General features: G+C 73.9%; 1 protein-coding gene. It reads right to left on the bottom strand.

Features of this window, described 5'->3' with window-relative positions; genetic code table 11:
• Window positions 1-7 precede the first annotated feature (7 nt).
• Window positions 8-14,146, bottom strand: a complete 14,139-nt coding sequence (locus ABZ915_RS47060) for an SDR family NAD(P)-dependent oxidoreductase (RefSeq protein WP_361817197.1) — start codon at window positions 14,144-14,146, stop codon at window positions 8-10.
• Window positions 14,147-14,149 lie beyond the last annotated feature (3 nt).

Here is a 14,149-nt window from a genome sequence, read left to right as displayed (position 1 = left end):
TTGCCCGTCAGTGGTCGAGGATCTGCTTCTTGAGGTGCTGTGCCAGCTCTGCCGGGGTCGGCTGGTCGAAGACCACTCCGGGCGGCAGCCTGAGGCCGGTGACCGCGTTGAGCGCGTTGCGCAGGGCGAGCGCGAGCAGCGAGTCGAAGCCGAGTTCGCGGAACTTCTGCTCCGGGTCGATCGCGTCGGGTGTGGCGTGGCCGAGGACGGCGGCGGCGTGCGAGCGGACCAGTTCGAGCAGGGTGCGGTCGCGGGCGTCGTCGTCGAGTGCGGCCAGTTGCTGTTTGTACGTCGGTCCCTCGTCGGCGGCCGTGTCCCGGGCCCGGCGCCTGGCGGGGCGGCCGAGCAGCGAGCGGAGCAGTGCCGGTGCGGGGGCGGATTCCGCCTGGCGGGCGAGCTCCTCGAAGGCGGGCCGGGCCAGGACCACTTCGGCCTGGTCCAGTCCGCAGGCCGCGTCGAGCAGGTCGAGCAGTTCGGTCTCCCGCAGCGGGGGCAGTGCCGGGGTGCCGCCGTCCGTCCAGGGGCCGTAGGCCACGGTCGTCGCCGTGTCGCCCGTGGTGCGGCGGGTGTGGGCGAGCGCGGACTGGTGGGCGGTGGTCGCGGCGTCGGCCGCCTGGCCGGTGCCGCCGAGCAGGCCGGCCACCGGGGTGAGCAGGACGAACGCGCTGACCTCGCGGCCCGCCGTGGCCTCGTGCAGGGCGCGTACCGCCTCGGCCCGTGCGGCCAGGGCCGGTCCGAACGTGTCCGGGCCGAGGTCGGCCGCGACCGTGTACGGCGCCGGTTCGGTGAGGTGCAGCACGGTCCGCAGCGGGCGGTCGGCGGGCAGCCCGTCCAGCAGTGCGGCCAGCGCCGCCGGGTCGGCGGGGTCCGGTGCGGCCACGGTGACGCGGGCGCCCAGTCCGGTCAGTTCGGCCGACAGCTCGCTCACTCCGGCGGCTTCGAGCAGCAGGAGGTCCCGTACCGCGTGCGCGGTGACGAGGTGGCGGGCGACGAGCCGGCCGAGGGGGCCCCCGGCCCCGGCGATCAGGGCGGTGCCGCCCGGGTCGACGACCGGTGCCGGTGCCGCGGGCCGCAGGCGGGCCAGCCTCGGCACCCGGACGGTGCTGCGGCGCAGGGCCAGTTGGGACTCGGTGCCGGACAGCTGGGCCACGAGCGTGCGCCAGGACGCCTTGCTGCCGTCGGTGTCGGCGAGCACGAACCGGCCGGGTGCCTCGCCCTCCAGGGCGCGTACGAGTCCCCACACCTCGGCGGCGTGCGGGTCGGGCGTGCCGTGGGCGGGGACGGCGTTCCGGGTGAGGACCACCATGCGCGCGTCGGCGAAACGGCTGTCGGCCAGCCAGGTGCGCAGCGGGTGCAGGACGTCCGCGGCGCCTCGGGGTCCGGCGGAGAGCAGCACCACGTCGGGGCGGGCGGTGCCGTCCGACTCGATCCGGGCGGCGAGTTCGTCGAGGTCCGCGTAGGCCTCGGCGTAGGTGCCGGCCGCCATCAGCCCGGAGCGGGCCTTGAAGGTGTCCGCGCCGATCACGGCCCAGGCGGCGGGTGCCGGTGCGGTGGGCCGTACGGCCGGGGCGTCGGTCCAGGTGACGTGGAACAGGGCGTCCCGCTGGGCCGCGGAGGCGTGCCGGACGGCGGGTGCGGTGACCGGCCGCAGGGTGACGGCGTCGACGGTGACGGCGGGGGTGCCGGTGGCGTCGGCGGCGGTGACGGCGACGGTGCCGTCCGGACCGGCCGGGGTGACGGCGACCCGGAGCGTCTGCGCGCCGGAGGCGTGCAGGGTGACGCCCTGCCAGTCGGCGGGCACCCGGATGCCGTCCCGCGGGAAGGCGGCGAGGACCGCGTGCAGGGCGGCGTCGAGCAGGGCCGGGTGGAGGCCGAAGGCGGCGGCGTCGGCGCGCTGGGCGTCGGCCAGGGCGACCTCCGCGTACACCTCCTCGCCCCGCCGCCACAGGGCGCGCAGGCCGCGGAAGGCCGGCCCGTAGCCGTGGCCGTGCTCGGCCAGGCGCGGGTAGAGCTCCTCGATGCCGACCGCTTCGGCGCCGGTCGGCGGCCAGACCGTCAGGTCCGGTGCCGTCTCGGGTTCCTGGGCCGTCTCCTGAAGGACGCCGGTGGCGTGGCAGGTCCAGGCGAGTCCCTTGGCCTCGCTGTCCGGGCGGGAGTGCACGGACACCGTGCGGCGCCCGTCGGCATCCGGTTCGCCGGCCTCCACGCGCAGCTGCACACCACCCCGTTCGGGCAGCACCAGCGGCTCCAGCAGGGACAGTTCGGCCACCCGCTCGCAGCCCACCTCGTCCGCCGCCCGCAACGCCAGCTCCACGAACGCCGTACCGGGCAGCACGGGCCGTTCGGCGAGGGTGTGGTCCGTGAGCCACGGCAGGGTGCGCGGGGTGAGCAGGCCGGTGAGCAGGACCGCCTCGGAGCCGGGCAGTTCCAGCGCCGCCGTGAGCAGCGGGTGGCCCGGGGAGGCGGCGCCCAGGCCGGCGCCGCCGGCGGCGGGCTCGTGCGGGGCCAGCCAGTAGTGCTGCTGCTGGAAGGCGTAGGTGGGCAGGTCGGCGGGGGCCGCCTCGGGTACGACGGTGGTCCAGTCGACCGGCACGCCTTCGACGTACGCCTGCCCGGCCGACAGTACGAACCGGTCCCAGCCGCCCTCGTCGCGGCGCAGCGAACCGACCGCGACGGCCTGGCCCTCCACGCCCGCCGCCTCGAAGGTCTCCTGGAGGCCCATGGTCAGCACCGGGTGCGGCGAGCACTCGACGAACCCGGTGAAGCCCTCCGCCAGCAGGGTGCGCACGGTGTCCTCGAACTCGACGGTCCGGCGCAGGTTGCGGAACCAGTACTCGCCGGTCAGCCCGGCCGTGTCGATCGGGCCGACCTCGACGGTGGAGTAGAAGGCCACCGGCGACGACACCGGCGCGACCGGCTCCAGCAGCCTCAGCAGTTCGTCGTGGATCCCCTCCACGTGCGGGGAGTGGGAGGCGTAGTCGACCGGGATACGGCGGGCCCGCACACCGTCTTCCTGGAACCGCTCCATCAGCGCGTCCAAGGCGGCGGTGCCACCGGAAACCACCGTGGAGCGAGGCCCGTTGACGGTGGCGACGGCCACCTCACCCTCGTACGGGGTCAGATACGGCCGCACGTCAGCCACCGGCAGCGCGACCGACACCATCCCACCCCGACCGGCCAGCGCACCGATCGCCTGACTGCGCAGGGCCACCACACGCGCCGCGTCCGACAGGCTCAACGCACCCGCCACACACGCGGCGGCGATCTCACCCTGGGAGTGCCCGACCACCGCGTCCGGCTCGACACCCACCGAACGCCACACCTCGGCCAGCGACACCATCACCGCCCACAGCGCCGGCTGCACCACATCCACCCGCTCCAGCAGGTCCGCCGTGGCGTCGTCCGCGGGGAGCAGTACCTCCAGGAGGTCCCAGTCGGTGAACTCGGCGAGCGCGTCGGCGCATTCGCGCAGTCGGGACGCGAACACCGGGGAGGAGGCGAACAGTCCGCGGGCCATGCCGGCCCACTGCGAGCCCTGTCCGGGGAAGACGAACACCGTCTTGCCGGGGACCGCGGTGCCGGAGACCACGTTCGCGGAGGCCTCGCCGGCGGCGAACGCGTCCAGGGAGCCGAGGAACTCGGTGCGGTCGGCGCCGACGAAGACCGTACGGCGTTCGAAGGCCGTGCGGGTGGTGGCCAGGGCCCGGCCGACGGCGGCCGGGGTGAGGCCGGGGCGCGCGTCGACGAACGCGCGCAGCCGGACGGCCTGGTCGCGCAGGGCGGCCTCGGTGCGGGCCGAGAGCATCCACGGGACGGCTCCCTCGGGCTCGGCGGGCTCCGCCGGTGCCTCCGGTTCGGGGGCCTGTTCCAGGATCAGGTGGGCGTTGGTGCCGCTGATACCGAAGGAGGACACCGCCGCCCGGCGCGGGCGGTCCAGTTCCGGCCAGGGCTGTTCCTGGGCGAGGAGTTCCACCGCTCCCCTGCTCCAGTCGACGTGCGGGGTGGGCGCGTCGACGTGCAGGGTGCGCGGGAGGACGTCGTTGCGCAGCGCCATCACCATCTTGATGACACTGGCGACGCCGGAGGCGGCCATGGTGTGGCCGATGTTGGACTTCAACGAGCCGAGCCACAGCGGCTGTTCGGGGCTGTGGTCCTGGCCGTAGGTGGCGATCAGGGCCTGTGCCTCGATCGGGTCGCCGAGCTTGGTGCCGGTGCCGTGCGCCTCGACGACGTCGACGTCGGCGGCCGTGAGACCGGAGTTGGCCAGGGCCTGGCGGATCACCCGTTGCTGCGAGGGGCCGTTGGGCGCGGTGAGTCCGTTGCTGGCGCCGTCCTGGTTGACGGCGCTGCCCCGGATCACCGCCAGCACCTGGTGACCGTTGCGGCGGGCGTCCGACAGCCGCTCCAGGACGAGGACGCCGGCGCCCTCGCCCCAGCCGGTGCCGTCGGCGGCCGCGGCGAAGGCCTTGATACGGCTGTCGGCGGCGAGGCCGCGCTGCCGGCTGAACTCGGCGAAGATGCCGGGGGTGGCCAGCACCGACACCCCGCCGGCCAGCGCGAGCGAGCATTCGCCCTGGCGCAGTGCGTGCGCGGCCTGGTGCAGGGAGACCAGGGAGGAGGAGCAGGCGGTGTCCACGGTGATCGCCGGGCCCTCCAGGCCCAGGAAGTAGGCGATACGGCCGGAGAGGACGCTGGTGGTCTTGCCGGTGAGGCGGAAGCCGTCGACCTTCTCGTCGGCGCCGTGCAGCGGTGAGCCGTACTCCTGGAACAGGGCACCGATGAACACTCCGGTCTGGCTGCCCTTGAGCCCGCCGGGCAGGATGCCCGCGCGTTCCAGCGCCTCCCACGCGGTCTCCAGCAGCAGTCGCTGCTGCGGGTCCATCGCGGCCGCCTCGCGCGGGCTGATGCCGAAGAAGTCGGCGTCGAACCGGGGGGCGTCGTAGAGGAAGCCGCCCTCGACGGCGTAGCTCTTGCCGGAGCGGTCGGGGTCGGGGTCGTAGAGGTTCTCCAGGTCCCAGCCGCGGTCGGTGGGCATGGCGCCGATCGCGTCCACGCCGTCGGCGACCAGCCGCCACAGGCCCTCCGGCGAGTCGGCGCCGCCGGGCATCCGGCAGCCGATGCCGACGATCGCGACCGGGTCGGCGGTGTCGCCGACGGCGGCGGCCGGTACGGGCGCGGCCGGTGCGGCGGTGGACTCGTCCTCGTCGCCGAAGAGTTCGCCGCGCAGGTGCCGGACGAGGTCGGTGGGGGTCGGGTAGTCGAAGACGGCCGTGGAGGACAGTCGCGCGCCGACGGTCTCGCCGAGCCGGTTGCGCAGTTCGACCGCGGACAGCGAGTCGAAGCCGAGCTCCTTGAACTTGGCCTCGGCGCCGATCGTCGCCGGGGAGGCGTGGCCGAGGACGGTCGCGGCGTGCTCGCGGACCAGGTCCATCAGGGCGCGGTCGCGGTCGGCCGGGGACAGCCCCGCGAACCGTCCGGTGGCGCCGCCGCCCGCGGCGGCGGCCGAACCCGCGGTGCGCCGGGTACGGACCCGTACCAGTCCGGCGAACACCTCCGGCAGCGCGCCGGAGGAGGCCTGGGTCGCGAGCCGGGCGGTGTCGAGGCGGGTGGCGACCGGCGCGGGGTCGCTGCCCGCGGTGGCCTCGTCGAACAGCGCCATTCCCTCGCCGGAGGTGACCGGGATCAGTCCGGTGCGGGCGATGCGGGCCAGGTCGACCTCGTCGAGCTCGCCCGTCATCTCGCTGCGTTCCTCCCAGAAGCCCCAGGCCAGCGAGGTGGCGGGCAGCCCCTGGGCGTGCCGGTGCTGGGCGAGGGCGTCGAGGAAGACGTTGGCCGCCGCGTAGTTGCCCTGGCCGGCGTTGCCGAGGGCGCCCATGACGGAGGAGTAGAGGACGAAGTGGGTGAGGTCGGCGTCGCGGGTGAGGTCGTGCAGGTGCCAGGCGGCGTCGGCCTTCGGGCGCAGCACGGCGTCGACGCGGTCCGGGGTGAGGGCGGAGACCAGCCCGTCGTCGAGGACGCCGGCGGTGTGCACGACCGCGCGCAGCGGCCGGCCGGCCGGGACGCCGGCCAGGAGTCCGGCCAGGGCGGCGCGGTCGGTGACGTCGCAGGCGGCGACGGTGGCGTCGGCGCCGAGCGCCCGCAGTTCCCCGACGAGTTCCGCCGCTCCCGGGGCGTCCGGGCCGCGCCGGCTGACCAGGAGCAGGTGGCGTATGCCGTGCTCGGTCACCAGGTGGCGGGCGGCGAGCCGGCCGAGGGTGCCGGTGGCGCCGGTGATCAGGACCGTGCCGTCGGGGTCCCACTGCCGGGGCATCGTGAGCACGATCTTGCCGATGTGCTTGGCCTGGCTGACGTACCGGAAGGCGTCGGGCGCCTCCCGCACGTCCCAGGCACGCACCGGGATCGGGGTGAGGTCGCCGCGTTCGAACAGCTCGACCAGAGCCAGCAGGATCTCCTGGTACTCGTCGGGCTGGTGCAGGGCGACCTGGATGAGGTCGAAGGCGGTGTAGTCGACGCCGGGGTGGTCGCGGGCGACCTGCTCACGGTCGCGGATGTCGACCTTGCCCATCTCGACGAACCGGCCGCCGGGCGCCGTCAGCCGCAGGGTCGCGTCGACGAACTCGTTGGCGAGGCAGTCGAGTACGACGTCGATGCCGTGTCCGCCGGTGGCGGCCCGGAACTCGTGCTCGAAGTCGAGGGTGCGGGAGTTGGCGATGTGCCGGTCGTCGAGGCCGGAGGCGCGCAGGGTGTCCCACTTGCCGGTGGAGGCGGTGCCGTACACGTCGCCGCCGAGGTGGCGGGCGAGCTGCACGGCGGCCATGCCGACGCCGCCCGCGGCCGCGTGCACCAGGACGGACTCGCCCGGCTGGACCCGGCCGAGGGTGACCAGGCCGTAGTAGGCGGTGGCGAACACGATGCCCACGGAGGCGGCCTGTTCGTACGTCCAGCTGTCGGGGATGCGCGCGGCCCAGCGGGCGTCGGCCACCGCGACGGGCCCGAACGCGCCGGGCAGCATGCCGAGCACCCGGTCGCCGGGCTTGAGCGAGGTGACCTCGGAGCCGACCTCGGTGACCACGCCGGCGCCCTCGCCCATGTCGGCGTCGCCCGGGTGGACGCCCAGGGCGATCAGCACGTCGCGGAAGTTGAGGCCGGCGGCGCGGACCGCGATGCGGATCTCGTGCGGGCGCAGCGGTGCGGTGGCCTCGTCGCAGGGCACCAGGGAGAGCGATTCGAGCATGCCCTGGCCGACCACGTCGAGCTTCCAGGGGCGGTCCCGCGGCGGCACCAGTGCCCCGCCGGTGGCCGCCCGCGCCAGTCGGGGCACGAGTACGTCCCCGCCGCGCAGGGCGATCTGGGCCGGGCCGGCGGCCAGGGCGGCGGGCAGGGCGGCCACGGACCGCTCGTCGGCGTCGACGTCGGCCAGCAGGAACCGCCCGGGGTTCTCGGCCTGCGCGGACCGCAGCAGGCCCCACAGCGGGGCGTCGGCGAGGTCGGTGAGCGCGTCGGCGGTGGGCGCCGCGACCGCGCCCCGGGTGACCAGGCCGAGCCGCAGCCCGGCCAGCCGCTCGTCGGCCAGCCACTGCTGGACGAGGGCGAGGGTGTCCCGTACGGCGGTGTGGGCGGCGCCCGCCGGGTCGACCACGTCGTACGACGGCGCGCGGCACACCAGGACCGGCCCGGAGACGGCGGTGCCCTCCTCCAGGGCGGCGGTGAGCGCGGCCAGGTCGGCGAAGTGGTGCTCGGGCGTGCCGCCGGCCGCCAGGCCCAGGTGGTCGGGGCCGAGGAGGCTCCAGGCCGCGGTCTGCGCGGGGTCGGCGGCGAGCGCCGTCCAGTCCACGCGCAGCAGCGCGTCGGCGACGTTCGCGGCGCCGAGCCGGGCCAGGTCGGCGGTGCGCCACACCAGGGTGTCGACGGTGGCGACCGGGGCGCCGTCCGGGTCGGCGACCGTGAGGGTGACGGTGTCGTCCGCGCCGGCCGGGGTGACGGCCACGCGCAGCGACTGGGCGCCGGAGGCGTGCAGGCCGACGCCCTGCCAGGAGAAGGGCAGCCGGATCCCGTCCGCCGGGAGGGCACCGGTGGTGGCCAGCACCGCGTGCAGGGCGGCGTCGAGCAGGGCCGGGTGCAGGCCGAAGGCGGCGGCGTCGGCGCGCTGCCCGTCGGCCAGGGCGACCTCCGCGTACACCTCCTCACCCCGCCGCCACAGGGCGCGCAGGCCGCGGAAGGCCGGCCCGTAGCCGTAGCCGTGTTCGGCCAGCCGCGGGTAGAGCTCCTCGATGTCGACGGCCTCGGCTCCGGTCGGCGGCCAGGCGGTCAGGTCCGCTGCCGCTTCCGTGGTTCCGGCCGTCTCCTCCAGCACGCCGCTGGCGTGGCAGGTCCAGGCGAGTCCCTTGGCCTCGCTGTCCGGGCGGGAGTGCACGGACACCGTGCGGCGCCCGTCCTCGCCGGGTTCCCCGACCTCCACGCGCAGCTGCACACCACCCCGTTCGGGCAGCACCAGCGGCTCCAGCAGGGTCAGGTCGCCCACCCGCTCGCAGCCCACCTCGTCCGCGGCCCGCAGCGCCAGCTCCACGAACGCCGTACCGGGCAGCAGCACCTGGCCCGCCACGGCGTGGTCGGCGATCCAGCCGTGGGTGCGCAGCGACAGCCGCCCGGTGAGCACGGTGGCGGCCGAACCGGCCAGTTCCACGACCGAGCCGATCAGCGGGTGCCCCGCGGGCGCCTGCCCGATCGAGGAGGCGTCGCCCTGCGGGTCCGGGGCGGTCAGCCAGTAGTGCCGGTGCTGGAAGGCGTAGGTGGGCAGGTCGGCGGCGACCGCCTCGGGTACGACGGTGGTCCAGTCGACCGGCACGCCCTGCGTGAAGGCCTGCCCGGCCGACAGCAGGAACCGCTCCCAGCCGCCCTCGTCGCGGCGCAGCGAACCGACCGCGACGGCCTGGCCCTCGACGCCCGCCGCCTCGAAGGTCTCCTGGAGGCCGACGGTCAGGACGGGGTGCGGCGAGCACTCGACGAACCCGGTGAAGCCGTCCGCGAGGAGCAGCCTGACGGTGTCCTCGAACTCGACGGTCCGGCGCAGGTTGCGGAACCAGTACTCGCCGGTCAGTCCGGCCGTGTCGATCGGGCCGACCTCGACGGTGGAGTAGAACGCGACGGGGGCGGAGACGGGGGCGACGGGCTCCAGCAGGCGGTGCACCTCGTCGTGGATCCCCTCCACGTGCGGGGAGTGCGAGGCGTAGTCGACCGGGATACGGCGGGCCCGCACACCGTCTTCCTGCCACCGCTCCATCAACGCGTCCAAGGCGGCGGTGCCACCGGAAACCACCGTGGAACGAGGCCCGTTGACGGTGGCGACGGCCACCTCACCCTCGTACGAGGTCAGATACGGCCGCACCTCAGCCACCGGCAGCGCGACCGACACCATCCCACCCCGACCGGCCAGCGCACCGATCGCCTGACTGCGCAGGGCCACCACACGCGCCGCGTCCGACAGGCTCAACGCACCCGCCACACACGCGGCGGCGATCTCACCCTGGGAGTGCCCGACCACCGCGTCCGGCTCGACACCCACCGAACGCCACACCTCGGCCAGCGACACCATCACCGCCCACAGCGCCGGCTGCACCACATCCACCCGCTCCAGAGCGGCTCCGTCGCCGGTCAGCAGCACGTCAAGGAGGTCCCAGTCGGTGAACTCGGCGAGGGCCTCGGCGCATTCGCGTAGCCGAGTGGCGAACTGCGGGGAGGAGGTGAACAGTCCGCGAGCCATCTCCACCCACTGCGAGCCCTGTCCGGGGAAGACGAACACCGTCTTGCCAGGGGTCGCGGCACCGGTCACGACATCCGGCGCACTGCTGCCGGAGGCCAGCGCGGACAGCGACGCCAGCAGGTCCGCGCGGTCGGTGCCGATGGTGACGGCGCGGTGTTCGAAGGTGGCGCGGGTGGTGGCCAGGGCTCGGGCCACGGAGGCGGGGGTGAGGCCGGGGTCGGCCTCGACGTGGGCGTGCAGGCGGGCGGCCTGCTCGCGCAGGGCCTCTTCCGTACGGGCGGAAAGCACCCAGGGAACCGCTGCCTCGGGCTCGACCGGGCCGGTCTGGGCCTCCGGGTCCGGGGCCTGTTCCAGGATCAGGTGGGCGTTGGTGCCACTGATCCCGAAGGAGGACACCGCTGCCCGGCGAGGGCGGTCGAGGTCCGGCCAGTCCTGCTGGTCGGCCAGCAGGGACACCGCGCCGGCCGTCCAGTCGACGTGCGTGGTCGGCGCGGCCAGGTGCAGCGTGCGCGGCAGCACGCCGTGCCGCAGGGCCATCACCATCTTGATGACACCGCCGACACCGGCCGCCGCCTGCGAGTGCCCGATGTTGGACTTCAACGAACCCAGCCACAAAGGCTGTTCGGGTGCGTGGTCCTGGCCGTAGGTGGCGATCAGGGCCTGCGCCTCGATTGGGTCACCCAGCTTCGTGCCCGTGCCGTGGGCCTCGACGACGTCGACGTCGGCGGCCGTGAGACCGGAGTCGGCCAGCGCCTGGCGGATCACCCGCTGCTGTGAAGGACCGTTCGGCGCGGTCAGCCCGTTGGAGGCGCCGTCCTGGTTGATGGCGCTGCCCCGGATCACCGCCAACACCTGGTGACCGTTGCGGCGGGCGTCCGACAGCCGCTCCAGCACCACCAGACCGGCACCCTCGGCCCACGCGGTGCCGTCCGCCGAGTCCGAGAAGGCCTTGCAACGGCCATCAGGAGCAAGGCCCTGCTGGCGGGAGAACTCCACGAACATCCCCGGCGTCGCCATCACCGCCGCACCACCGGCCAGGGCGAGGGAGCATTCGCCGCCCCGCAGGGCCCGCGCCGCCAGGTGCAGGGCCACCAGCGACGCCGAGCACGCCGTGTCCACCGTGATCGCCGGGCCCTCCAGGCCCAGCGAGTACGAGATCCGCCCCGAGGCGACACTCGCCGTCCCACCCGTCAGCAGATAACCCTCGAAACCGTCGGCGGGTTCGTGCAGCCTCGGCCCGTAGTCCTGCTGCATCACACCGGCGAAGACACCGGTGTCGGTTCCCCGCAGCGTCCCGGGATCGATTCCGGCGCGCTCCAGCGCCTCCCACGCGGTCATCAGCAGCAGCCGCTGCTGCGGGTCCATCGCGGCCGCTTCACGCGGGCTGATGCCGAAGAACTCGGCGTCGAACTCCCCCGCGTCATACAGGAAACCACCGTGCCGGGCATACGTCTTGCCGCTCACACCCCGCTCGGGATCGTAGATGCCCTCCACATCCCAGCCACGGTCCTCGGGCAGACCACCGATCGCGTCCACCCCGTCGGCCACCAGCCGCCACAACTCCTCCGGCGAGGCCACCCCACCCGGATACCGGCACGCCATCCCCACCACGGCCAACGGCTCGTCGTCGGCGCCGGTGGCGGTGTGGGTCGTCCGGGCCGCGTCGGCGGTGCCGAGCAGTTCCTGGGCCAGGTGGGCGGCGAGCACGTTGGGTGTCGGGTGGTCGAAGAGGAGGGAGGCGGGCAGCGCCAGTCCTGTCTCGGTGACGAGCCGGCCGCGTAGTTCCACCGAGGTCAGGGAGTTGTAACCCAGGTCCTTGAAGGTCAGGGCCGGGTCGACCTCGCCCGTGTTCTCGTAGCCGAGGATCTCGACGGTGTGCCGGGCTATGAGGTCGGTCAGCCGCTCGTGCCGTCGGCGGTCGGTGAGCCCGGTGAGGCGGGCCGCCCACTCGGCGCGCTGCCCCTGCTCCTCGTCGTCCTCGATGGTGTCGGCCTCGGGGCGGACGGCGGTGGCCGTCGTCGTGCGCGGCTGGTCGTCGGGTACGTCGATCCAGTGCCGCCTGCGCTGGAAGGCGTAGGTGGGCAAGAGGACTCGGCGCCCCTCGGTGAGCAGCGCGCCGAAGTCGACCTCGGCTCCGGAGGTGTGTGCGACGGCCAAAGCCGACAGCAGGGCACGCTCCTCGTCCTTGCCCTTCTGGAGTACGGCGGCTGCCGTGAACTCGCCTGATTCCAGGCCGCCTTGGACCATCGCGGTCAGGACCGGGTCCGGGCCCAGTTCCAGGTACGTCGTGACACCGTCGGCGGCAAGGGTCTGGATACCGTCGTGGAAACGGACCGTGCCACGGATGTGGGCCGCCCAGTAGGCGGGGCCCGTCAGTTCCTCAGCTGTGGCGAGCCGACCGGTGACGTTGGAGACGACCGGGATCGCCGGAGGATTGAACGTGAGCGTCGAGGCGATGCGGGTGAACTCCTCCAGAGCCTCATCCATGTGCGGGGAGTGGAAGGCGTGGCTGACCGTCAGCCGCTTCACCTTCACACCCTCACCGGCGAACCGCTCGGCGATCTCCTCCACCGCGTCCGCATCCCCGGAGAGAACAATCGCAGCCGGCCCGTTCACAGCCGCCAGATCCAACCGTCCCGCGAACTCCGCGAGAACCGGGGCGATTTCGGCCTCAGGAGCGGCGACGGCGAGCATCGCCCCACCACCGCGCGCGGCCTGCATCAGCCGCCCCCGCGCCGCGACCAGCGCGCCCGCGTCGGCCAGGGACAGCACCCCGGCCACATGCGCGGCCGTCAACTCACCGATGGAGTGGCCCATCAGGACGTCCGGCCGCAGCCCGAAGGACTCCACCAGCCTGAACAGAGCCGTCTCCACGGCGAACAACGCGACCTGCGTGTACTGGGTCTGATGCAGCAATTCGGACTCGGCGCCGAAGACGACCTCCTTCAGCGACCGCTCCAGATGCGGGTCGACCGCCGCGCACACCGCGTCGAAGGCTTCCGCGAACACCGGTGACAGCCCGTACAGCTCCCGGCCCATGCCGAGGCGCTGGGCGCCCTGGCCGGTGAACAGGAACGCCGTGCGGCCGCCGGCCGCCTTGCCGCGTACGACTCCGGACCGGGCCTCGTCGTCGGCGACGGCGGCCAGGCCGGCCAGCAGTTCCGCGCGGTCGGCGCCCAGGACGACGGCCCGGTGGTCGAAGGCGGTGCGGGTGGCGGCCAGTGAGAAGGCGACGTCCACCGGGTCGGGGCCGTCGTCGGCGCCGACGTGGTCGAGCAGTCGCGCGGCCTGCTCGCGCAGCGCGGCCCGGGTCCGGCCGGAGACCAGCCACGGCACGAGCCGGCCCTCGTCGGCCACTCCCGGCTCGGCACCGGTGCCCGGCTCGGGGGCTTGTTCAAGGATGAGGTGGGCGTTGGTGCCGCCCATACCGAAGGACGACACACCCGCCCTTCGCACACCCTCCACGGGCCACTCCCCCAGCCCGGTCTGCACCCGCAGACCCCAACCCTCCAGATCGATGTCCGGATGCGGCGAAACGAAGTTCAGACTCGCCGGAACCTTCCCCGCCCGCACCGACAAAGCCGCCTTGATCAGGCCGACAACACCCGCCGCACCCTCCAGATGCCCCACATTCGACTTCGCCGACCCCACCACCAACGGCACCGGACGCGCACCAGAGCCGTAGGCCTCCCCCAGCGCCCGCGCCTCCACCGGGTCACCCACCGGCGTACCCGTACCGTGCAACTCCACATACGCCACGTCCGCCGCCGACAGCCCGGCCCGGTCCAGCGCCAGGCCGATCACCTCGGCCTGGGCGGCCGACCGGGGTGCGGTGAGGCCCGTACCGCCGCCGTCGTTGTTGACGGCACCACCACGAATGACACACACGATGTCGTCACCGTCGGCGACCGCGTCCGCCAGCCGCTTCAGAACGACGACACCACCACCCTCACCCCGCACATAACCATCCGCACGCGCATCGAACACATACGAACGGCCCTCCGGGGAAAGCCCCCCGAACCGCTCCACCGCCACCGAAGTCTCCGGCACCAGCAGCAAATTCACCCCACCCGCAAGCGCCGCGGAGCACTCACCCTTAAGCAGCGATTCACAGGCCTGATAGATCGCGACCAACGACGACGACTGCCCCGAATCCACCACCAGACTCGGCCCCGTCAAACCCAGGAAATACGACACCCGGTTCGCCACGATCGACCGATGCAGACCCGTCGACGTGAACGTCCCGAAACGCCCCGCACCCGCCGCCCGCGTCAACGCCGCATAATCATCCTGAATCACGCCGGCGAACACACCCACCCGCTCACCACGCAGCGCCCCGGGCACCACCCCGGCACCCTCCAACGCCTCCCACACCAGCTCCAGCATCAA

The organism is Streptomyces sp. NPDC046915 (assembly GCF_040644935.1).
GTDB lineage: Bacteria > Actinomycetota > Actinomycetes > Streptomycetales > Streptomycetaceae > Streptomyces.
The sequence above is the reverse complement of the archived record's forward strand: the minus strand, read 5'-3'. Positions and strand labels throughout refer to the sequence as shown.